Origin of the sequence: Pseudomonas sp. 2725, assembly GCF_050434585.1 — a bacterium.
GTDB lineage: Bacteria > Pseudomonadota > Gammaproteobacteria > Pseudomonadales > Pseudomonadaceae > Aquipseudomonas > Aquipseudomonas jessenii.
The window spans coordinates 700,913-722,760 of record NZ_JBNDIV010000004.1; the positions used below are offsets into that span (position 1 = coordinate 700,913).

Consider the following 21,848-nt stretch of genomic DNA (forward strand, 5'->3'; position numbering starts at 1 on the left):
CAGAAGCTTTAGCGCTTTAAATGCGAACTGACAGCACTGGACAAATATTGACACTCGAGAAGAGTTATTATTTGAGTGAGTTTTTAACGCTCCAGTTTGCCTATTTCATATTCACGCAACTTGTTGGCAATCGTTGTGTGGGAAACACCCAGTCGCTTGCCGAGCAATCGGCTGCTGGCATGTTCCGAATAAAGCCGTTCCAGTACCGCCTTCTCGAAACGCCCGACGATCTCGTCCAACCCACCCTCCAGCGAAAAATCGCCAAGGGGCTGACGCACGCCATAATCCGGCAGACGAATATGCTCGGCCTTGACCGTGCCGCCGTCGCATAGGGAAACCGCCTGGAATAGCACATTCTCCAGTTGCCGCACGTTACCCGGCCAATGGTAATGGCTGAGCCGCTCCATGGCCGCCGGGGCGAGTTTGGGCAGCGGACAGCCAATCTGCCGGCTGGCCTGATCGAGGAAGTGCTCCACCAGCGGCGTCAAACCGTCGAGGCATTCGCGCAACGGCGGGATGTGCAGCGACAACACATTCAAGCGGTGGTAGAGGTCCTGGCGGAACTCACCGCGAGCGCACAATTCGGACAGGTCGACCTGAGTCGCGCAGATCACTCGCACGTCGAGGTAGACCTCTTCATCACTGCCCACACGACGGAAGCAACCGTCCTGCAAAAAACGCAGCAATTTCACCTGCAAGCGCGGGCTCATTTCCCCGACGCCATCGAGAAACAGCGTGCCGCCCGCCGTCAGCTCCAGCAGCCCGAGCTTGCCTTCGGCCCGCGCCCCTTCAAAGGCGCCCGGGCCGTAACCGAACAGTTCCGTCTCGGCCATGGACTCCGGCAGACCGGCGCAATTGAGCGCCATCAACGGCGACTGCCCTCGAGGACTGGCCAAGTGGCAGGCCCGCGCCAGCAACTCTTTGCCGGTGCCGGTTTCCCCTTCGATCAACAGCGGTGCATCCAATGGCGCCATGCGTCGCGCTTCGCGCACCACGGCGGCCATGACTTTCGAGCTTTGGAAGATGCTGTCGAAGCCGCGCAACTCCTGCTTGCGCACGTTGTAGATGCGCTCGCCCACCCGGTCGGCGCGGTGCAATGTCAGCACCGCACCGGCCATGGCCTCGCTGTCGTCATGCTCCGATTGCAGCGGCGCGATGTCGGCCAGGAACACATCCCCCTTGACCTTGACCCGCAGCCCGTTGATCCGCGACTTGTTGGCGCGCACCAGTTCCGGCAAATCGAAATCCTCGGCGTACCGCGACAGGGGAATCCCCGGCACCTCGTCGACGCGCACCCCGAGCAACTGCGCCGCCGCACGGTTGGCCGCGACAATGGAACCGCCCATGTCGATCGACAGCACCGGAAACTCCAGCGCACCGAGCAGTGCATTGAGTTCCATGTGTCGACGCTCGCTGGGCATCAGCCCTACACGCTTGACGCCAAAGACCCCGGCAATCGCTTCGAATTTCGGACGCAAGGCCTGGAACTGAATGTTGATCAGGTTCGGGCAATGCAGGTAGATGGCATTGCCATGCTCACCGCCCACCTCACCGCGGGCCACGTTGATCCCGTACTCCACCAACAGGTTGAGAATGTCGCGCAGGATGCCGATGCGGTTCTGGCAGTGGACTTTGATACGCATAAAAAGACCCGAAAATGCAGTGAGTGAGGTTGAGGTCCTGTGGGAGCGGGCTTGCTCGCGAAAGCGTCGGCATAGCCAACATTGATGTATCAGACAGACCGCTTTCGCGAGCAAGCCCGCTCCCACAGGGGTATTGCGATCGCATTTTTCTTTCGAGGCACCCAGATAGTCGTCAAGATTATGTGACAGGCAAAGCGTTTTTCAAACCAGGAAATCTCAATAGTTGCGCGACCTCGAGCAATTCGTCACGAAAACTTTACGAATATCGAGGGATTTTCCTGCGCGCGACGCTGAGCACCTGCTGCAACAGTGCAATTCATGGGGTATTTCTAGGTCTATAGCAGCACATAACAAGAACGAATCCCCCTAGCAGGAGAGCAGCATGAAGCAGACGCAATACGTGGCTCGCGAGCCCGATGCGCAAGGTTTTATCGACTACCCCGCCGAAGAACACGCGGTGTGGAACACGCTGATCACTCGTCAACTGAAAGTGATCGAAGGGCGTGCGTGCCAGGAATACCTGGACGGTATCGAAAAACTCGGTCTGCCCCACGACCGCATTCCTCAACTCGGCGAAATCAACAAGGTCCTCGGTGAAACCACCGGCTGGCAGGTTGCCCGGGTTCCGGCACTGATTCCCTTCCAGACCTTTTTCGAATTGCTGGCCAGCAAGCAGTTCCCGGTGGCGACCTTCATTCGTACCCGCGAAGAACTGGACTACCTGCAGGAGCCAGACATTTTCCACGAGATCTTCGGTCACTGCCCGCTGCTGACCAACCCGTGGTTCGCCGAATTCACCCACACCTACGGCAAGCTCGGCCTCAAGGCGTCCAAGGAAGAACGCGTGTACCTGGCGCGCCTGTACTGGATGACCATCGAGTTCGGCCTGCTCGACACCCCGCAAGGCCAGCGCATCTACGGCGGTGGCATCCTGTCCTCGCCGAAAGAGACCGTCTACAGCCTGTCGAACGAGCCTGAACACCAAGCCTTCGACCCGCTGGAATGCATGCGCACGCCTTACCGCATCGACATCCTGCAACCCCTGTATTTCGTTCTGCCGAACCTCAAGCGCCTGTTCGACCTGGCCCACGAAGACATCATGGGCATGGTCAAGCAAGCGATGCAGATGGGTCTGCACACGCCGAAATTTCCGCCAAAGGCCGCGTGAACCGCGACTTTTGCTGACAAGTGAGTCTGTCAGTCACCGTCGCTTTGGTTTAGCGTGACGGCACTGTCGACCGATATAAAAACACTCGATTACAGGAAACACACCATGTCCACTTTGAACCAAGCCCATTGCGAAGCCTGCCGCGCCGACGCCCCACAAGTCAGCGACGAAGAACTGCCGATCCTGATCAAGCAGATCCCGGACTGGAACATCGAAGTACGTGACAGCGTCATGCAACTGGAAAAGGTCTTCCTGTTCAAGAACTTCAAGCACGCCCTGGCGTTCACCAACGCCGTCGGCGAAATCTCCGAGGCCGAAGGCCATCACCCGGGCCTGCTGACCGAGTGGGGCAAAGTGACCGTGACTTGGTGGAGCCACTCGATCAAGGGCCTGCACCGCAACGATTTCATCATGGCCGCGCGCACCGACGAAGTGGCGAAGGACGCTGAGGGGCGCAAGTAATGCATTTCGACGCCATCGGTCGAGTGCCTGGCGACCCGATTCTGGGCCTGATGGAGGCCTACGCGCAGGACCCGAACCCGCGCAAATTCGATTTGGGCGTGGGTGTCTACAAGGACGCCCAGGGCCTGACGCCGATTCTCGAGTCGGTGAAGCTTGCCGAGCAGCGCCTGGTGGATCACCAGTCCACCAAGACCTACATCGGTGGTCACGGCGAACCGGCGTTCGGCAAAGCGATCAACGAGCTGGTGCTGGGTGCCGACTCGAAGCTGATCAGCGCACAACGCGCCGGCGCCACCCAGACTCCGGGCGGCACCGGGGCTTTGCGCCTGAGCGCGGACTTCATCGCCCAGTGCCTGCCAGGGCGTGGCGTGTGGTTGAGCAACCCGACCTGGCCGATCCACGAAACGATTTTTGCCGCAGCCAAGGTCAAGGTCAGCCACTACCCGTACGTGGGCAGCGACAACCGTCTCGACATCGACGGCATGCTGGCGGCGCTCAATGAAGCGCCCAAGGGTGACGTGGTCTTGCTGCACGCCTGCTGCCACAACCCGACCGGTTTCGACCTGTCCCAGGATGACTGGCAACGGGTGCTGGACGTGGTGCGCCGTCGCGAACTGCTGCCGCTGATCGACTTCGCCTACCAAGGATTCGGCGATGGCCTGGAACAGGATGCCTGGTCGACCCGGCTGTTCGCCGCCGAGTTGCCGGAACTGCTGATCACCAGTTCCTGCTCAAAGAACTTCGGCCTCTACCGCGACCGCACCGGCGCGCTGATTGTCTGCGCGAAAACCCCCGACAAGCTGGTGGATATCCGCAGCCAACTGGCCAACATCGCCCGCAACCTGTGGTCGACGCCGCCGGATCATGGCGCTGCCGTTGTAGCGACCATCCTCGGTGATCCAGAGCTGAAACGCCTGTGGGCCGACGAAGTTGAAGCGATGCGCCTGCGTATCGCCCAACTGCGCAGCGGTTTGGTGGAAGCGCTGGAGCCTCACGGTTTGCGCGAGCGCTTTGCCCATATTGGCGTGCAACGCGGAATGTTCTCCTACACCGGCCTGTCGCCTGAGCAAGTGAAGAACCTGCGCGATCATCACAGCGTGTACATGGTCAGCTCGGGCCGGGCCAACGTGGCCGGCATTGATGCCACGCGCCTGGATTTGCTGGCCGAGGCGATTGCCAACGTCTGCAAGTAACCCTCGGGCACTGCAATCCCCCTGTGGGAGCGAGCTTGCTCGCGATAGCGGTCTATCAGTCAACATCATCGTTGAATGACACTCCGCAATCGCGAGCAAGCTCGCTCCCACATTTGCTTCTGCGTAATTGTTACTTATCTGTCTATACAACCCCATCCGTCGAAACAAATGGATATAAAAGTCCGTTTGTCATTTTCAGTGCTGTATCCTGCCCAGGCTTTTTTAAAGCGCGGATCTACCAGATCTATCAACAGACTTAGCGAGGAGCGCAACCATGCACGAGATTCCTAATCTCCCCTTCCCAAGCCTGCACGTACCTGAGCAGACGACCACGCAGCAAGCCGGAGCCCAACAGCCCGAGCCGAAAGAAGCCACTGACAGCCGCCAGGCTGACAGAGAAGACTGAAACACCCGCCGTACAGACCGTGTGGAAAGCGCTACCATGCGCTTTCCACACTGCCTGAAACGAGAACTTTCCATGACCGATGAATTCAGCGAAGCGCAGGCCAGCGTCCTGATCGGCACCGCCGAGAAAATGATCGAGATCTGGAATCGCCTCTCTCCCGAGAAACAAGCCGCTTTGCTCGCCCGCTTCGGCACCCAGGAAAATGCGCTGGCCGCCCTGGTCACCACGCAACTGGTCGCTCCCGTCAAAGCTGAATGACACCGCCCGGTAAATAGTTTTACTTTTTCACAACCGCCGACCGTCCACACCGCTATCATAAGCAGCCTATCTATCCTGCTTTACCGTGGACCTTTACCCATGCCTGAAAACCAGCGCCCCCTGGCGGTCACGCTGCAAGTCGTTTCCATCGTCCTTTTCACCTTCATTGGCTACCTGAACATCGGCATCCCCCTGGCCGTATTGCCCGGTTACGTCCACAGCGACCTGGGCTTCGGTGCGGTGATCGCGGGTCTGGTGATCAGCGTGCAATACCTGGCCACCCTGCTCAGCCGCCCCTATGCAGGGAAGATCATCGACAACAAGGGCAGCAAACTGGCTGTGATGTATGGCCTGGCCGGTTGCGGCTTGAGCGGTGTGTTCATGCTGGTCTCGGCCTGGACCCAGAGCCTGCCGACCTTGAGCCTGATCAGCCTGTTGATCGGCCGTCTGGTTCTCGGCAGCGCGGAAAGCCTGGTGGGCTCGGGCTCGATTGGCTGGGGTATCGGCCGGGTCGGTGCGGCGAACACCGCCAAGGTCATCTCCTGGAACGGTATCGCCAGCTATGGCGCACTGGCTGTCGGCGCGCCCCTGGGCGTGTTGATCGTCCATCAACTGGGCTTGTGGAGCATGGGCGTCAGTATTGTGTTGCTGGCCGTGCTCGGTCTGCTGCTGGCCTGGCCGAAAACCGCCGCACCGATTGTTGCCGGTGAGCGCCTGCCGTTCATGCATGTGCTGGGGCGAGTCTTCCCCCACGGTTGCGGCCTGGCCCTGGGCTCCATCGGCTTCGGCACCATCGCCACCTTCATCACCTTGTATTACGCCACGCAACACTGGGACAACGCGGTGCTGTGCCTAAGCCTGTTCGGCGCCAGCTTCATCGGCGCGCGCTTGCTGTTCGGCAACCTGATCAACCGCCTCGGCGGCTTTCGCGTGGCCATTGCCTGCCTGTCAGTGGAAACCCTGGGATTGCTCTTGCTGTGGCTGGCACCGGATGCCCATTGGGCACTGGCGGGTGCGGCGCTGAGCGGCTTCGGCTTTTCACTGGTGTTTCCGGCACTGGGCGTGGAGGCGGTCAACCTGGTCCCGGCCTCCAGCCGTGGTGCAGCGGTCGGCGCCTACTCGCTGTTCATCGACTTGTCGCTGGGGATCACCGGGCCGCTGGCCGGGGCGATTGCCGCCGGGTTCGGGTTCGCTTCGATCTTCCTGTTCGCCGCCCTCGCCGCGCTCAGCGGTTTGATGCTGAGCCTATACCTTTACCGGCAGGCGCCGAAGCAACGCGAAGCGCGGGACGCCCGTTAGAAGTCGACCTTGCCGCGCCCGGCCTTGATGTTGCCGCGCTTGCTCTTGGATTCGAGGCGACGGGTCTTCGAGCCGAGGGTCGGCTTGGTCGGACGGCGCTTTTTCTCGACCTTGGTGGCACTGAGGATCAACTCGGTCAGCCGCAACAGCGCATCGGCGCGGTTCTGCTCCTGCGTCCGGTACTGCTGGGCCTTGATGATCAACACACCGTCGCTGGTGATGCGACTGTCGCGCAGCGCCAGCAGCCGCTCCTTGTAGAACTCGGGCAAGGACGACGCCGGAATGTCGAAGCGCAGGTGCACGGCGCTGGAAACCTTGTTGACGTTCTGCCCACCCGCGCCCTGGGCTCGAATGGCCGTCAACTCGATCTCGGCATCCGGCAGTTGCACGTTGTTGGAAATCACCAGCATGGAAAAGCGTCCGTATTCAGAACGTGCAGGATACCGCGAATGAGTGTCAGGAACGCAGCAGAACCAATGTGGGAGCGGGCTTGCTCCCACAAAGGGATTTATGTGAACCCCGAAAAAAAACAAACCCGGCACATGGCCGGGTTCGTTGTTTCTGCGTTCTGCGTTTACTTCGCCGCAGAGCCGGCAACCTGCAGTGCATGTTGCGCACTGCGCTTGTTCTTGATGCCGTAGCAGACCCACATGAACACGAGCCACACTGGAATCGCGTACACCGATGTCTGGATCCCCGGAATCAACAACATCACGCCAAGGATGAACAACACGAACGCCAGGCAGATGTAGTTGCCGTACGGATACCACAAGGCCTTGAACAGCGGCGTCTGTTTTGTCTTGTTCATGTGCTGGCGGAACTTGAAGTGCGAGTAGCTGATCATCGCCCAGTTGATCACCAGGGTGGCCACCACCAGCGACATCAGCAGTTCCAGCGCGCTGTGCGGAATCAGGTAGTTCAGCAGTACCGCGATCAGAGTCACGGCGGCCGAGGCCAGGATCGAGCGCACCGGCACACCGCGCTTGTCGATCTTCGCCAATGCCTTTGGCGCATCGCCTTGCTCGGCCATGCCCAGCAGCATGCGGCTGTTGCAGTAGGTGCCGCTGTTGTACACCGACAGCGCAGCGGTCAGGACCACGAAGTTGAGAATGTGCGCGGCGGTATTGCTGCCCAGCATCGAGAACACTTGCACGAACGGGCTGCCGCTATAGGAATCACCGGAAGCGTTCAGGGTGGTCAGCAAGCTGTCCCACGGCGTCAACGACAGCAGGATCACCAATGCACCGATGTAGAAAATCAGGATCCGGTAGATCACCTGGTTGATCGCTTTCGGAATCACGGTTTTCGGTTTGTCGGCTTCGGCAGCGGTGAAACCGAGCATTTCCAGGCCACCGAAGGAAAACATGATGAAAGCCATGGCCATCACCAGACCCGTGACACCGTTCGGGAAGAAGCCACCGTGGGACCACAGGTTGCTGACCGCAGCTTGCGGGCCGCCATTGCCACTGACCAGCAGGTAGCTGCCCAGAGCAATCATGCCGACGATCGCCACGACCTTGATGATCGCAAACCAGAACTCGGCCTCGCCAAAGACTTTGACGTTGGCCAGGTTGATGGCGTTGATCAGCACGAAGAAGGCAGCTGCGGAGGCCCAGGTCGGGATGTCCGGCGCCCAGTAGTGGATGTACTTGCCAACCGCGGTCAGCTCGGACATACCCACCAGAATGTACAGGATCCAGCAGTTCCAGCCCGACAGGAAGCCGGCAAAGCCGCCCCAGTACTTGTGCGCGAAGTGGCTGAAGGAGCCGGCCACCGGATCTTCGACGATCATTTCACCCAGTTGGCGCATGATCATGAAGGCGATGAAGCCGCAGATGGCGTAGCCGAGGATCATCGACGGGCCGGCGGATTTCAGCACCCCGGCCGAGCCGAGGAACAAGCCGGTACCGATCGCGCCACCGAGGGCGATCAATTGAATGTGGCGATTTTTCAGGCCGCGTTTCAGCTCGCCTGATTGCGGGTTTTGTCCACTCATGAAAAGGGTCTCACGCAAGGTTTGATGATGTTCAGTAGACGTTGCTGCTCAAGAAAGGCGTTAAGCGGCACCGATCAAACCCCAGCGCAGGCACCAGGAGTTCAGCGTAATTACAACGGTCATGCGTCACCTGTTTGTTTTTATCTGTGACGAAATCGAACCCGACACGCTCGTGACGCGACGGAGTGAACAAGGCGGATAGCCTTGAGGTTTGCGCAGATGCGCAGGAGGTCACAGGTAAAACGCGGCGCATTGTACACCTGTAACCCCCTGCTGCCAGACCCGCTGGACAAGCGTGTCTATGGCCGGGATTGCCTGTGTCCGCCCCGAGAGGCTCGGGCGGCTGCAAAAAATGGGTCAGATCCTTGCGGATCATCGACGCAGACGGCGCCAAACACGCCACTCGCGGAGAGATGAAAACGGATTGCGGCGTTCATTGCGCCTCCTTTTTGTTATGCACCTGCACGACAGGCATGGCGCGCATAACACCCTGCATGGAGCGGTGAAACAAGCGGGCCAGAGGGTCGGAAGGAGGAAGGAGGACGCTGAAGCGTAAGCGTTTTCTTACGGTATCCAGGGGATGGCGATTCCACGGGGTTAATCCGTGGTTTTTGTCAGGATTTCTTTACATGGCGTAAACCATGATTTCCATATTGGAGGTCTCAGCGCGACGACTGACGCCATCGCGAGCAAGCTCGCTCCCACATTTTAATCGCGATTCTCCGAGCAAACTCATCACCCTGTGGGAGCGAGCTTGCTCGCGATGGCGCCCTCAAAAACAATACGGACATAAAGCCAGACAAAAAAAACGCCAACCCGAAGGTTGGCGTTTTTCACTTGTCGCTAACAGCTTACCGCTGCCTCACTCCGGCTTGCGACGACCGAAGCCTGGACGCTGGCCGGAACCGGCCGGTGCGCCACGGCGCTTGCCCGATGGCGTGTCACCGTCGACCAGTTTGATCCCCGGACGCTTCGGCGCGGGCTTGGCCGGGCGCTTGGTGTCGGCCGGGCGATCGGCTACCGGCGTACCACGACCTTCGCCACGCTCGGTACGGCCGTTGGCCGGACGTGGCGTACGTGGACCGCGTTCGCCGTCCTGACGGGCAGCAGGCTTGCGCCCTGGACGCTCGCCTTCGATCTGCGGCTCGCGGCTGGCACGAGGCGCGGCAGGTGCGGCGGCTGCACCAGTGGCTGGACGCAGGGTACGAACGCGTTCGGTCTTGGCCATCGGACGCGACGACTTGCGCTGCATCCGGTCAAGCTTGTCCTTGCTCTTGGCGTTCATCTGCGGCATCGCGACCGGCGTCAGGCCGACCTCGGCACTCAGGATGTCGACTTCGTACTGGCTCATTTCGCGCCAGCGGCCCATCGGCAGGTCGGAGTTGAGGAACACCGGGCCGAAACGCACGCGCTTCAGACGGCTGACCACCAGGCCCTGGGATTCCCACAGGCGACGAACTTCGCGGTTACGACCTTCCATCACCACGCAGTGATACCAATGGTTGAAACCTTCACCGCCTGGCGCCTGCTTGATGTCGGTGAACTTGGCCGGGCCGTCTTCAAGGACAACACCAGCCTTCAGACGCTCGATCATCTCGTCATCGACTTCACCACGCACACGTACCGCATATTCACGGTCCATTTCGTAGGAAGGGTGCATCAGGCGGTTTGCCAGCTCACCGTCGGTGGTGAACATCAGCAGACCGGTGGTGTTGATGTCCAGGCGACCGATGTTGATCCAGCGGCCTTCTTTCGGGCGCGGCATCTTGTCGAACACGGTCGGACGGCCTTCCGGGTCAACGCGGGTGCAGATCTCGCCGTCGGGCTTGTTGTACATGATCACGCGGCGGACCGACTCGGCAGCCTCTTCGCGCTTGATCACCTTGCCATCGATGGTGATGGCGTCGTGCATGTCGACGCGCTGGCCAAGGGTGGCGTCTTTGCCGTTGACCTTGATGCGGCCGTGGCTGATCCAGGCTTCCACGTCACGGCGCGAGCCGACGCCAATACGGGCGAGGACTTTCTGCAGTTTTTCGCCTGCTGGGCCGATTGGCTGGTCGTCTTGCTGGTCTTTGATACTCATCTGGGCACCTCCCGGTGTGGTCTGAAAACTGGGTACTTGGGCGAAGGGATCGCCGAAGGGTCGCAAATCATACGCGCATGAGGGCGTTTGCGCATCAGAGACTAGCTGATCAAGGCAAGGTTATTTGTTTTTCCGCCGACCGGTGACACGCAACTTGCTTGCGAACACAAAACCCTGTGGGAGCGAGCTTGCTCGCGATGACGGTGGCACATCCGACATCGAAGCGACTGACCTGTCGCCATCGCGAGCAAGCTCGCTCCCACAGTGAATCTCCATTGCTCATGAGAATCGTATCAATCTTCGAACTGGCGCCGTTCGGCCTCGATGGCTTCGGCCAGGGCCTGGGCTTCGGCTTCTTCGTCCGACAGTTCGGGCTCGGGTTTCGGTTGTTCGAGAGCGGCAACGGCGGCCAGGAGCTTTTCCCGGGCTTCGGCGACACCGAGGATGTCGTCTTCTTGCTCCGGTTCAATTTCCGGTTCAGGCTCGGGCTGTGCCGCTTCGACTTCTGGCTCGATGACCGACTGTTCCGGATCGAATTCAGGCGACGCCCCATCACGCAGCAAATCGTCGAAATCGGTCTTGATCCCCTCCTCCATGCTGTCCAGCTCCAGCAGCAGCGTGTGGAAACTGGTTTCTTCCTTGGGTTCTTCCGGTTCGGCACTGGCGTCGGCCAGTTCCTGCAGGGCTGCCGGTACCGGGGCATCATCGAAGTCGAGCACCGGATCCGGTTCCAGCTCGCGCAGTTCCGCCAGCGGTGGCAGGTCGTCGAGGTTCTTCAGGTTGAAGTGATCGAGGAACGCCTTGGTGGTGGCGAACATCGCCGGCTTGCCGGGCACATCGCGGTAGCCGACGATGCGGATCCACTCGCGCTCCATCAAGGTCTTGACGATATTGCTGTTGACCGCCACGCCCCGCACGTCTTCGATTTCACCGCGGGTGATCGGCTGGCGATAGGCAATCAGCGCCATGGTTTCCAACATGGCCCGAGAGTAACGCTGCGGGCGCTCTTCCCACAGACGCCCGACCCAAGGCGCAAATTTCTCGCGAATTTGCAGGCGATATCCCGAGGCCACTTCCTTGAGTTCAAACGCGCGGCCATCGCAGGACTTGGCGAGAATCGTCAGGGCCTTCTTGAAGACCGGTGGTTCCGGGCGTTCGCCTTCTTCGAAGAGTTCGAACAGGCCTTCCAAAGATTGCGGCTTTCCCGAGGCCAACAGAAAGGCTTCAAGCAAGGGTGCCAGATCACGGGGTTCAGTCAGGTTCATGTTTCGACTCGTTACTCGGCTCGGGCTCGCACGTGGATCGCGGCAAATGGCTCATTCTGCACCAGCTCGACCAGGGATTCCTTGACCAATTCAAGGATCGCCATAAAAGTCACCACCACCCCCAGGCGCCCTTCTTCAGCGGTGAACAGCTCGACAAACGGTACGAAACCGCCGCCCTTGAGGCGCTCCAGCACATCGCTCATGCGTTCGCGGGTCGACAGCGCTTCGCGGCTGACCTGATGGCTTTCGAACATGTCGCCACGGCGCAACACCTCGGCCATGGACAACAGCAGCTCTGACAAGCGCACATCCGGCAACAGCTTGCGTGCCCGGGCCTCCGGGGCGTCAAGCTTGGGCACCACCACATCGCGACCGACGCGACTCAGGCCGTCGATGCCTTCGGCGGCAGCCTTGAAACGCTCGTATTCCTGCAAGCGGCGGATCAGTTCGGCGCGCGGGTCTTCCTCTTCGTCTTCGACGGTTTCGGCCCGTGGCAACAGCATCCGCGACTTGATCTCGGCCAGCATCGCGGCCATCACCAGGTATTCGGCGGCCAGTTCCAGGCGCACCGACTGCATCAACTCGACGTAGCCCATGTACTGGCGAGTGATTTCCGCCACCGGGATGTCGAGGATGTTGATGTTCTGTTTGCGGATCAGGTACAGCAGCAGGTCGAGCGGGCCTTCGAACGCCTCGAGAAAGACTTCGAGGGCATCCGGCGGGATGTACAGGTCCAGCGGCATTTCCATGACCGCCTGGCCATAGACCATGGCGAAGGGCAGTTCCTGCTGGGCTCCGGCCTGACTGTCGACGGGTTCTACTGCGGACATCTAGGCCTCGACCATGAACGGCGCAGGGTCGCCGCAACCAACGCGAATGACTTCCGGCTCGCCGTCGGCGAGGCTGATCACGGTGGACGCCTTGATCCCGCCGAAACCGCCGTCGATGATCAGATCGACCTGATGTTCGAGCAACTGGCGCATTTCGTGGGGATCGCTCAACGGATCTTCATCGCCTGGCATGATCAGGGTTACGCTCATCAACGGCTCGCCCAGTTCAGCCAGCAGCGCCAGGGCAATCGGGTGGCTAGGCACACGCAGTCCGATGGTGCGCTTCTTCGGGTGCAACAACAGCCGCGGCACTTCGCGGGTGGCATTGAGAATGAAGGTATACGGCCCCGGCAGATGGGCCTTGAGAATGCGGAAAGTGCCGGTGTCGATCTTGGCGAACAGCCCCAGTTGCGACAGGTCGCTGCAAATCAGCGCGAAGTTGTGCTTTTCATCCAGCTGCCGCAGACGCCGAACGCGCTCCACGGCTACCTTGTCGCCGATTTGGCAACCTATGGCGTAGGAAGAGTCCGTGGGATAAATCACCACCCCGCCCTTGCGGATGATCTCGACTGCCTGTTTGATCAGGCGCGCTTGCGGGTTTTCCGGATGAATCTGGAAAAATTGACTCACATTCTCTACCTGTTCAGACGGCGGCAATAATTGGGTCATGTTTGAATCGACACCATAGCGGTGGCAGATCCTCCGGGAGTGGCCGGTATTCACCTATCTCCGACCAGCCTCCGGGGCCATGAAAATCACTGCCGGCACTGACCAGCAGACCGAACTCGCGGGCCAGAATGGCCAGGCTGCCCACTTGCTCGGCAGGCTGGTAACCATTGACCACTTCGATGGCGTGGCCCCCTGCTTGAATATAGTCGGCAATCAGGCGACGTCGCTTGCTGCGCGTGAAATCATAGTGCCATGGGTGTGCCAGACTGACCCAGGCCTTGGCCGCGCGCAGGGTTTCGACGGTTTCCTCCAGGGTCGGCCAGTGTTGCTTGACGTCGCCCAGCTTGCCGGCGCCCAGCCATTTGCGGAACGCCTCGGCGCGATCCTTGACGAAACCTTCACGCACCATCCAGTCGGCGAAATGCGGGCGGGCCGGCGCGTTACCGCTGTCGCCCAGCTCCTGCTGGATCTCCCGGGCGCCTTCAAGCGCCCCCGGCATGCCTTTGAGCGCCAGTTTGCGGCTGATTTCCTCGGAGCGTAGCCAGCGGCCATCATGCAATCTGGCAATGGCCTCGACCAACGGCGCGGCGTTCACGTCAAAACCGTAGCCCAGGATATGAATGGTCGCGCCGCCCCAGGTGCAGGACAATTCGACGCCGTTGACCAGTTGCATCCCCAGCGCGGCAGCCGCGTGCCGGGCCTCGTCGAGGCCCTCGAGGGTGTCGTGATCGGTCAAGGCCAGGACTCGCACGCCTTTCTCGAACGCCCGCGCCACCAGAACCGCAGGCGCCAGGGCGCCATCGGAGGCCGTGCTATGGCAGTGCAAATCAACATTCACAGGGCTTTGTAACCTCAAATAAGCTGGCGCTATCGCGCGCCCATATGTTTGTTATTATGCCGCCACATCCTGCTTCTGGCTGCCACTGTGAAACAATTCATCGATTTCATCCCGCTACTGCTGTTTTTCATCGTCTTCAAAATCGACCCACAGGTTGTCGACATCGCCGGTCATGAGATCACTGTAGGCGGTATTTACAGCGCCACCGCGATGCTGATCGTCAGTTCCCTGGTGGTCTACGGCACACTGTTCATCAAGCAGCGCAAGCTGGAGAAGAGCCAGTGGCTGACCCTGATCGCCTGCCTGGTCTTCGGCAGCCTGACGCTCGCGTTCCACAGCGAGACGTTCCTTAAGTGGAAAGCCCCGGTGGTCAACTGGCTGTTCGCCCTTGCGTTCATCGGCAGCCACTTCGTCGGTGACAGCCTGCTGATCAAACGCATCATGGGCCATGCGCTGAGCTTGCCGGAGCCGGTCTGGACGCGCCTGAACATCGCCTGGATCGCCTTCTTCCTGTTTTGCGGTGCCGCCAACCTCTTTGTCGCGTTCACCTTCCAGAGCTACTGGGTCGACTTCAAGGTCTTCGGCAGCCTGGGCATGACTTTGCTGTTCCTGATCGGCCAGGGCATCTACCTGTCCCGTCATCTGCACGATGCCGACACCACAACGCCAAAAACCGAGGACTGACATGCTTTACGCAATCATTGCCACAGACGTCGCCAACTCCCTGGAAGCCCGCCTGGCCGCTCGGCCTGCACACCTCGAGCGCCTGCAAGTACTCAAGGGCGAAGGTCGCATCGTACTGGCCGGCCCACATCCGGCGATCGACAGCAATGATCCGGGCGCGGCGGGTTTCACCGGCAGCCTGATCGTCGCCGAATTCGATTCCCTGAGCGCCGCCCAGGCCTGGGCCGACGCTGATCCGTACATCGCCGCAGGCGTCTACGCCAACGTTCTGGTGAAGCCGTTCAAGCAAGTTCTGCCGTAACTTTCTTCTCGCAATGCCCCCACGCGGTGAACCATATCGGTTCATCGCGCTCTCAATCGCTCATTATTCTCGTTTGCCGGCCGACAACTTTCCCAATACTCGTATTGGAACCAGGAGTCGCCATGCGCAAGGGTCCGTTGTGCCTGATGTTGGTCACGTTGTCGATCGTGGCGCCCGCCCACGGTGAAGAAAACGCCGAGGGGGGCAACTCGACGCCGCTTTCCTTGAGCGCCGGAAGCCAGATCACCGAGCTGCAGCAACGCTTGAAAGAAAGCGAACGGCAACGGGAAGAACTGAACAAACAATTGCAAACTGCCGATGGCGAACGCGAAAGCCCGCTCCTGGCCCGGTTGCGCCAGGAGAACCAGCGTTTGAAGCTGCAACTCAAGGAAGCCCAGGCCAGCAGTCCGCTGCCGCGCCTGCTGACCGACCAGCAACAATGGTTCGTCATTGGCGCCGGGGTAGCGCTATTGGCTCTGCTCTGCGGTATCTTCGCCAGTGGAGCAAGTCGAAAACGTCGACAATGGCTAAATTGAGTGAGTCATGAGCGAGCTGTTACTTATTGATGATGACCAGGAGCTGTGTGAGCTCCTGAGCAGTTGGCTGAGCCAGGAAGGGTTTCAGGTTCGGGCCTGTCACGACGGCCAGAGCGCACGCCGCGCGCTGGCTGAAACCGCCCCGGCGGCCGTGGTGCTGGATGTGATGTTGCCCGATGGCAGCGGCCTGGAACTGCTCAAGCAGTTGCGCAGCGATCACCCGGATTTGCCCGTACTGATGCTCTCGGCCCGGGGCGAACCGCTGGACCGTATCCTCGGCCTGGAACTCGGCGCCGACGATTACCTGGCCAAGCCCTGCGACCCACGGGAACTGACCGCCCGCCTGCGCGCAGTCCTGCGCCGTAGCCACCCGGCGGCGGTGTCCAGCCAGATGGAACTGGGCGACCTGTGTTTCAGCCCGGTGCGCGGCGTGGTCAGCATCGACGAACAGGAATTCACCCTCACCGTCTCCGAAAGCCGCCTGCTGGAAGCCTTGCTCAAGCAACCGGGCGAGCCCCTGGACAAACAGGAACTGGCGCAGATCGCCCTCGGCCGCAAGCTGACCCTGTACGACCGCAGCCTGGACATGCACGTCAGCAACCTGCGCAAGAAGATCGGCCCACACCCCGATGGTCGACCCCGCATCGTGGCCCTGCGCAGCCGCGGTTACTACTACAGCCTGTAGGAGCAGCCGGTCGACGCTCGATTGCTCGCGATGGTCTCACAGTCAACGCGCTTTTCCAGACAGCACGCGTAATCGTTCAACTCCATCGCGAGCGAGCTCGCTCCTACAGCAAGGCACCTGGACGTTTTGTCAGGTCGGCGCAAAATCATCTTTACCCAAGCTTTACGTACCGCTGACCGCCGCTGACTTTGATCTGCGTAATCTGTACTCATCCGGAACGTACCGGGAACGAGACAAGGAGATACACCATGCGCAAGACTCTTATCGCTCTGATGTTCGCTGCTGCCCTGCCGACCGTTGCCATGGCCATGCCTGAAGGCACGGGCCCCATGGGTGGGTCGATGGACGGCTCGCGCCACGGCGGTCAGATGCACGGCATGCACGGCAAAGGCCCGTACAGTGAACTGGACCTGAGCCGCGAACAGCGCGAGCAGATCCGCAAGATCATGGGCGAGCAGATGCACGAGCGTAAGCAACTGGTCGATAAGTACCTGGAGAAACTCTCGCCAGCCGACCAGAAAGCCATGAAGGACGAGATGGCCGCCAACCACAAGAAAGCGGAAGCGGATGTGCGCGCCTTGCTGAAACCGGATCAACAGAAGAAATTCGACGAGATCCAGAAAAAACAGGCTGAACGTCGCGCCGAGTGGGCCGAGTTCAAGGCCTGGAAAGCGCAACAACCGCAAAAGGCGCAATAATGCGCTGACCCCGGACCCGACGGCTGAACACCGTTGGGTCTGACACCACACAATTCACTGTGGGAGCGAGCTTGCTCGCGATAGCGTCAGCACGTTCAACATCAACGTGACTGAAAGACCGCCATCGCGAGCAAGCTCGCTCCCACATGGATTTGTGATCGTTTGAGGATTTCCTGTGCGTTCATTGTTCTGGCGTATCCTGGCCAGCTTCTGGCTGGCCATCGCCCTGGTTGCAGGGCTTTCCATCCTGCTCGGGCACATGCTCAACCAGGACGCATGGATTCTCAGCCGCCACCCGGGCCTCAACACGCTGGCCGAAGAGTGGACGCAAACCTACGAAAGCCAGGGTGAAGACGCCGCCCAGGACATTCTCCAGCAACGCAAACGCCAGTATCACATCGACGTTCAGGTGCTTAACGAAAGCGGCGATCCGCTGGTGCGCGGCACTTTCCCCAAACGTGCGGCGGCCTTTGAGGCGCGCCAGAACAATGAGGACCGGCGCCTGCCGTGGCGGCGTCTGACCGATGAGTTCACCAGCGAAAAAACCGGCGACACCTACCTGTTCATCTACCGCATCGCGCACCCGGAACTGGACGCCTGGCACCGCGAGAGCCTGCTCTGGCCGCTCAGTGCGCTGGGAATCGCCCTGGTGGTGCTGACCCTGTTCAGCCTGCTTGTGACCTTCTCCATCACTCGCCCGCTCAGCCGTCTGCGCGGCGCGGTGCATGACCTGGGACAAACCACGTATCAACAGAACAGCCTGGTCAAGCTGGCCAACCGTCGCGATGAGTTCGGCGTCCTGGCCAATGACTTCAACCGCATGGGCGCGCGCCTGCAAAGCCTGATTGGCAGTCAGCGGCAACTGCTGCGGGATGTGTCCCATGAACTGCGCTCGCCCCTCGCCCGCCTGCGTATCGCGCTGGCACTGGCCGAACGGGCCACCCCGCAAGAACGGGAACAGCTGTGGCCGCGCCTGACCCGCGAGTGCGACCGACTGGAAGCGCTGATCAGCGAAATCCTGGTACTGGCGCGGGTCGACTCCGATAACGCCAGTGCGGAAGAGGTGGACCTGAACGCCTTGCTCTATACCCTGCAAAAGGATGCGCAACTCGGTTCACCCGAGCAACTGGTCCACCTCGAAGCCGAATCGCAACTGAATCTGAAGGGCTGGCCGACCATGATCGAACGGGCCGTCGACAATCTGCTGCGCAATGCACAGCGTTTCAATCCGGTGGGTGGCCTACCGATCGAAATGCAGGCGCTGCGTCAGGGTGAGCGGATCGTCGTGACTGTGCGCGATCATGGGCCCGGTGTCAGTGCCGAATACATGAGCCAGCTCGGTGAGCCGTTCTATCGGGCGCCGGGGCAGACTGCGGCCGGACACGGCCTGGGCCTGGCCATCGCCCGGCGCGCGGCGGAGCGACATGGCGGCAGCCTGGTGCTGGCCAATCACCCGGAAGGCGGGTTCATTGCCAGCCTGGAATTGCCGTTGGTGCCGGGGGCTGTCGTACAGCCCTGAAACGAACACCCTTTGATGTGAGCTACCTGGATCTACTGTGGGAGCGAGCTTGCTCGCGATGACGCAGGCACTCTCAACAATCAAATTGACTGACCGGCCGCTATCGCGAGCAAGCTCGCTCCCACAGGTTTTGCGGTGTCAGACTTTGCCCGGCCAGGCGCTGACGAATTCGGCCAGGTCGACTTTCTCGGCCACACGCGGTTCTTTCTGCGGCGTACCGAGGTACAGGAAAGCAATCACCTCTTCCCCTTCCGCCAGGCCCAAACCCTTGGCCACATGGGGCGAGTAAGCCAGGTCACCGGTACGCCACACCGCGCCAATGCCCTGCGCATACGCCGCGAGCAAAATCCCGTGGGCCGCACAGCCTGCCGCCAGCAATTGCTCGGACTTCGGATATTTGACGTGATCCTGCAACCGCGCAATCACCACCACCACCAGTGGTGCACGCAGTGGATTATTGCGCGCCTTGTCGATGGCCGCTTCGCCGACTTCGCTGTCTTGCAGTTTCGCCGCCTCGGCCAGCAACTCGCCCATCTGCTCACGCGCCGCGCCTTCCACCGTCAGGAAACGCCAAGGCTGCAAGTGACCGTGATCCGGAGCGCGCATGGCGGCGCCAAACAGCACCTCGCGCTGCTCGGCAGTGGGTGCAGGGTCAATCAGTCGTGGAACGGAAACACGGTTGAGCAAAGCGTCGAGAGCCTGCATCGGCCACCTCCTGAAAAATTTGTGCGGCTATTCTAGCTGTAACTGTCGCAGCAGTGCCGGTTTACATGCCCTGCCCCGCAGGTAGAATGGCGCCCTTTCCACTATCAGCCGAGCGGACCTCATGGCGTTGCCGACCTTACGGATCATTGGTTTCATCATCGGCATCTTCCTGATCACGCTGGCGATCTCCATGGTCGTGCCCATGGCCACGCTGGTCATTTTCGAGCGCACCAGCGATCTGCCGTCGTTCCTCTGGGCCAGCATGATCACCTTTGTCGCCGGTTTGGCGCTGGTGATTCCAGGGCGCCCCGAACATGTTCACCTGCGCCCCCGGGACATGTACCTGCTGACCGTCAGCAGTTGGCTGGTGGTGTGCATCTTCGCCGCGCTGCCATTCCTGCTGACCCAGCACATCAGCTACACCGACTCATTCTTCGAAAGCATGTCCGGCATCACCGCCACTGGCGCAACCGTGCTCAACGGCCTGGACAACATGTCCCCCGGCATCCTGATGTGGCGCTCGTTGCTGCACTGGATCGGCGGCATCGGCTTCATCGGCATGGCGGTGGCGATCCTGCCGCTGTTGCGCATCGGTGGCATGCGGCTGTTCCAGACCGAATCGTCGGACCGCTCGGAAAAGGTCATGCCCCGCTCACACATGGTGGCGCGGCTGATCGTGGCGGCCTACGTCGGCATTACCATTGTCGGCAGCCTGGCGTTCTGGTGGGCCGGGATGAGCCCGTTCGACGCCATCAACCATGCGATGTCGGCCATTTCCACCGGCGGCTTCTCGACCTCCGACCAGTCTTTGGCCAAGTGGCCGCAACCGGCGGTGCATTGGGTAGCGATCGTCATCATGATTCTCGGTGCCCTGCCGTTCACCCTGTATGTGGCCACGTTGCGTGGAAACCGTCGGGCACTGATCAAGGACGAACAGGTTCAAGGCCTGCTCGGCATGCTGCTGGTGACCTGGCTGGTGCTCGGCACCTGGTATTGGTGGACTACCCAGCTGCATTGGCTGGAGGCGTTGCGGCATGTGGCGCTGAACGTGACATCGGTGGTGACGACGACCGGTTTCGCGCTGGGGGACTACAGCCTCTGGGGCAATTTCTCGCTGATGCTGTTTTTCTACCTGGGGTTTATCGGCGGTTGTTCCGGCTCGACCGCGGGCGGGATCAAGATTTTCCGCTTCCAGGTGGCCTATATCCTGCTCAAGGCCAACCTTAACCAGCTGATTCACCCGCGGGCGGTGATCAAGCAGAAGTACAACGGTCACCGCCTCGACGAAGAAATCGTACGGTCGATCCTGACCTTTTCGTTCTTCTTTGCAATCACCATCTGTGTGATCGCGCTGCTGCTGTCGCTGCTCGGCGTGGACTGGATGACCGCCCTCACCGGCGCGGCCAGTACCGTGTCCGGCGTCGGCCCGGGGCTCGGCGAAACCATCGGCCCGGCGGGCAACTTCGCCACCCTGCCGGATGCCGCCAAGTGGATTCTCTCGTTCGGCATGCTGCTGGGCCGACTGGAGATCATTACGGTGTTTGTGCTGTGTATTCCGGCATTTTGGCGTCATTGACTGCATCAGGTGCTTGCATCAGCCGCATCCGGTACTCGCCGGGTGTGGCATCGAACCAGCGCCGGAAAGCACGGAAGAAGTTGCTCGGATCGGCAAACCCCAGCAAGTAGGCAATTTCCAGCAAGGTCATGTTCGGTCGTGCCAGGTACTGTTCGGCCAGTTCGCGCCGGGTATCGTCCAGCAGCGCCTGAAAACTCGTACCCTCTTCCTGCAAGCGCCGCTGCAAGGTGCGCTGGGACAGATGCAGCGTCTGCGCCACGGTATCGCGCTTGGGTTCGCCTTGGGGCAACAGGCGGCACAACACCTGCCGCGCCTTGTGGGTCACGCGGCTTTCGGAAAAACGCGCCAGGTACTCGCCGGCAAAGCGGTCATGCAGCAACGCCATGGCCTCGTTGGCCGTCGGCAGCGGCGCTTCCATATCGGCGGGTTCGAAAATCAGCGCATCGTAAGGTGCGTTGAACACCAGCGGTGCATGGAAAGCTTGTTTATAGGGTTCCAGATTGACCGGTTCGGTACCTTGCAACAACACTTTGCGCGGTTGCAACGTACGCCCGGTCAACCAGCCACACAGCGCCAAGGCACAGGCCATTGAAGCTTCGGCGCTTTGCCGGATCGGCGGCAGATGATCGCCATGCACCGTCAGAATCAGCCCGTAGCCTTCTTCCAGCAGCTGGAAACTCAGGTCGGCACTTTCGGCGATGATCCGCTGATAGCGCACCAGACGCTGAAAGCCTTCGGCCAGGGTCCGGCTGGACATCAAGGCGTAACCGGCCACATGAAACTGCGCCGGTCGCAGCACCTTGCCCATGTTCAGGCCGATGGCCGGGTTCCCGGACAGCTCGACCGCGCGTTGCCACAACCGGGTCATGGAATCTTGGGGGAAGCGTGCGTCCGGATCATCCAGTGCCGCGTAGTCGAGCCCCAACTGCTTGAACAGAGCCCGGCAATCCAGGCCGTCCATCTCCAGCGCTTTGACAATCCCCATCGCCCAGCTTGCAGAAGTCGTTCGTTCGCTCATGGCGTTTTCTTACATG

23 protein-coding genes are annotated in these 21,848 nt (G+C 60.6%); 13 read left to right on the forward strand and 10 right to left on the reverse strand.

Annotation, left to right across the window (positions count from 1 at the left end):
- Positions 1 to 83: 83 nt before the first annotated feature.
- Positions 84 to 1,643 carry a sigma-54-dependent transcriptional regulator gene (locus ABIE16_RS14660; RefSeq protein ID WP_095945466.1) on the reverse strand — a complete coding sequence of 520 codons (1,560 nt, stop codon included), beginning with the start codon at positions 1,641 to 1,643 and terminating at the stop codon, positions 84 to 86.
- Between the two features lie 382 nt (positions 1,644 to 2,025).
- On the opposite strand from ABIE16_RS14660, the gene phhA reads away from it, so the two are divergent.
- The 6 genes from phhA to ABIE16_RS14690 all read left to right on the forward strand — a co-directional run bounded on the left by phhA (position 2,026) and on the right by ABIE16_RS14690 (position 6,429).
- On the forward strand, positions 2,026 to 2,811 hold the full coding sequence (gene phhA, locus ABIE16_RS14665) for a phenylalanine 4-monooxygenase (protein ID WP_095963831.1): 786 nt from the start codon (positions 2,026 to 2,028) through the stop codon (positions 2,809 to 2,811).
- Positions 2,812 to 2,916: 105 nt separating this feature from the next.
- Positions 2,917 to 3,273 (forward strand): 4a-hydroxytetrahydrobiopterin dehydratase, encoded by a 357-nt coding sequence (locus ABIE16_RS14670; RefSeq protein WP_007938547.1) that lies wholly within the window; start codon positions 2,917 to 2,919, stop codon positions 3,271 to 3,273.
- Entirely contained in the window at positions 3,273 to 4,466 is a 1,194-nt protein-coding gene (locus tag ABIE16_RS14675; RefSeq protein ID WP_429521422.1) for an amino acid aminotransferase, read from the forward strand. Before ABIE16_RS14670 ends, ABIE16_RS14675 begins: the two co-directional genes overlap by 1 nt.
- A gap of 274 nt (positions 4,467 to 4,740) precedes the next feature.
- The gene (locus ABIE16_RS14680; protein ID WP_008051162.1) at positions 4,741 to 4,872 is read left to right on the forward strand and encodes a hypothetical protein; all 132 of its coding nucleotides are present in this window, start codon (positions 4,741 to 4,743) and stop codon (positions 4,870 to 4,872) included.
- 72 nt (positions 4,873 to 4,944) lie between these two features.
- Entirely contained in the window at positions 4,945 to 5,130 is a 186-nt protein-coding gene (locus ABIE16_RS14685; protein ID WP_057715925.1) for a hypothetical protein, read from the forward strand.
- A gap of 99 nt (positions 5,131 to 5,229) precedes the next feature.
- Positions 5,230 to 6,429, forward strand: a complete 1,200-nt coding sequence (locus ABIE16_RS14690) for an MFS transporter (RefSeq protein ID WP_218497029.1) — start codon at positions 5,230 to 5,232, stop codon at positions 6,427 to 6,429.
- Here the strand turns inward: ABIE16_RS14690 and arfB are convergent.
- The 7 genes from arfB to ABIE16_RS14725 form a co-directional block, all read right to left on the reverse strand.
- Entirely contained in the window at positions 6,426 to 6,839 is a 414-nt protein-coding gene (gene arfB, locus ABIE16_RS14695; protein ID WP_057715927.1) for an alternative ribosome rescue aminoacyl-tRNA hydrolase ArfB, read from the reverse strand. The two genes, ABIE16_RS14690 and arfB, sit on opposite strands and share 4 nt — an antisense overlap.
- Positions 6,840 to 7,003: 164 nt before the next feature.
- Complete coding sequence (locus tag ABIE16_RS14700; RefSeq protein WP_057715928.1) at positions 7,004 to 8,425, reverse strand: amino acid permease; 1,422 nt, start codon at positions 8,423 to 8,425, stop codon at positions 7,004 to 7,006.
- Positions 8,426 to 9,287: 862 nt separating this feature from the next.
- Complete coding sequence (rluB, locus tag ABIE16_RS14705) at positions 9,288 to 10,508, reverse strand: 23S rRNA pseudouridine(2605) synthase RluB (protein ID WP_057715929.1); 1,221 nt, start codon at positions 10,506 to 10,508, stop codon at positions 9,288 to 9,290.
- A gap of 293 nt (positions 10,509 to 10,801) precedes the next feature.
- Positions 10,802 to 11,773: an SMC-Scp complex subunit ScpB gene (scpB, locus tag ABIE16_RS14710; protein ID WP_429521423.1), complete on the reverse strand. Its 972-nt coding sequence runs from the start codon at positions 11,771 to 11,773 to the stop codon at positions 10,802 to 10,804.
- An 11-nt stretch (positions 11,774 to 11,784) separates the two neighbouring features.
- On the reverse strand, positions 11,785 to 12,543 hold the full coding sequence (locus ABIE16_RS14715) for a segregation and condensation protein A (protein WP_172435389.1): 759 nt from the start codon (positions 12,541 to 12,543) through the stop codon (positions 11,785 to 11,787).
- Positions 12,544 to 12,603: 60 nt separating this feature from the next.
- Entirely contained in the window at positions 12,604 to 13,233 is a 630-nt protein-coding gene (locus ABIE16_RS14720) for an L-threonylcarbamoyladenylate synthase (RefSeq protein WP_032829738.1), read from the reverse strand.
- A gap of 13 nt (positions 13,234 to 13,246) precedes the next feature.
- Complete coding sequence (locus ABIE16_RS14725) at positions 13,247 to 14,110, reverse strand: PHP domain-containing protein (protein WP_349735903.1); 864 nt, start codon at positions 14,108 to 14,110, stop codon at positions 13,247 to 13,249.
- Between the two features lie 87 nt (positions 14,111 to 14,197).
- Between ABIE16_RS14725 and ABIE16_RS14730 the strand changes: the two genes are divergently transcribed.
- The 6 genes from ABIE16_RS14730 to ABIE16_RS14755 all read left to right on the forward strand — a co-directional run bounded on the left by ABIE16_RS14730 (position 14,198) and on the right by ABIE16_RS14755 (position 18,533).
- Positions 14,198 to 14,794, forward strand: coding sequence for a septation protein A (locus tag ABIE16_RS14730; RefSeq protein ID WP_090453780.1), 597 nt, complete (start codon positions 14,198 to 14,200; stop codon positions 14,792 to 14,794).
- A gap of 1 nt (position 14,795) precedes the next feature.
- Positions 14,796 to 15,095, forward strand: a complete 300-nt coding sequence (locus tag ABIE16_RS14735; RefSeq protein ID WP_057715934.1) for a YciI family protein — start codon at positions 14,796 to 14,798, stop codon at positions 15,093 to 15,095.
- 122 nt (positions 15,096 to 15,217) lie between these two features.
- A complete protein-coding gene (locus tag ABIE16_RS14740) occupies positions 15,218 to 15,631 on the forward strand; it encodes a hypothetical protein (RefSeq protein WP_057715935.1) in 414 nt (137 codons plus the stop codon).
- A 7-nt stretch (positions 15,632 to 15,638) separates the two neighbouring features.
- Positions 15,639 to 16,316 (forward strand): response regulator transcription factor, encoded by a 678-nt coding sequence (locus ABIE16_RS14745; RefSeq protein ID WP_007984138.1) that lies wholly within the window; start codon positions 15,639 to 15,641, stop codon positions 16,314 to 16,316.
- 248 nt (positions 16,317 to 16,564) lie between these two features.
- A complete protein-coding gene (locus tag ABIE16_RS14750) occupies positions 16,565 to 17,014 on the forward strand; it encodes a Spy/CpxP family protein refolding chaperone (protein ID WP_090453778.1) in 450 nt (149 codons plus the stop codon).
- A gap of 175 nt (positions 17,015 to 17,189) precedes the next feature.
- Positions 17,190 to 18,533 (forward strand): sensor histidine kinase, encoded by a 1,344-nt coding sequence (locus ABIE16_RS14755; protein WP_218497013.1) that lies wholly within the window; start codon positions 17,190 to 17,192, stop codon positions 18,531 to 18,533.
- 138 nt (positions 18,534 to 18,671) lie between these two features.
- Here the strand turns inward: ABIE16_RS14755 and ABIE16_RS14760 are convergent, their stop codons facing one another.
- Positions 18,672 to 19,238, reverse strand: coding sequence for an NAD(P)H nitroreductase (locus ABIE16_RS14760; RefSeq protein ID WP_090453776.1), 567 nt, complete (start codon positions 19,236 to 19,238; stop codon positions 18,672 to 18,674).
- 121 nt (positions 19,239 to 19,359) lie between these two features.
- Between ABIE16_RS14760 and ABIE16_RS14765 the strand changes: the two genes are divergently transcribed.
- Complete coding sequence (locus ABIE16_RS14765; RefSeq protein ID WP_057715939.1) at positions 19,360 to 20,814, forward strand: TrkH family potassium uptake protein; 1,455 nt, start codon at positions 19,360 to 19,362, stop codon at positions 20,812 to 20,814.
- Here ABIE16_RS14765 and ABIE16_RS14770 read toward each other — a convergent pair.
- Positions 20,771 to 21,832, reverse strand: coding sequence for an AraC family transcriptional regulator (locus tag ABIE16_RS14770; protein ID WP_429521424.1), 1,062 nt, complete (start codon positions 21,830 to 21,832; stop codon positions 20,771 to 20,773). The two genes, ABIE16_RS14765 and ABIE16_RS14770, sit on opposite strands and share 44 nt — an antisense overlap.
- Positions 21,833 to 21,848 lie beyond the last annotated feature (16 nt).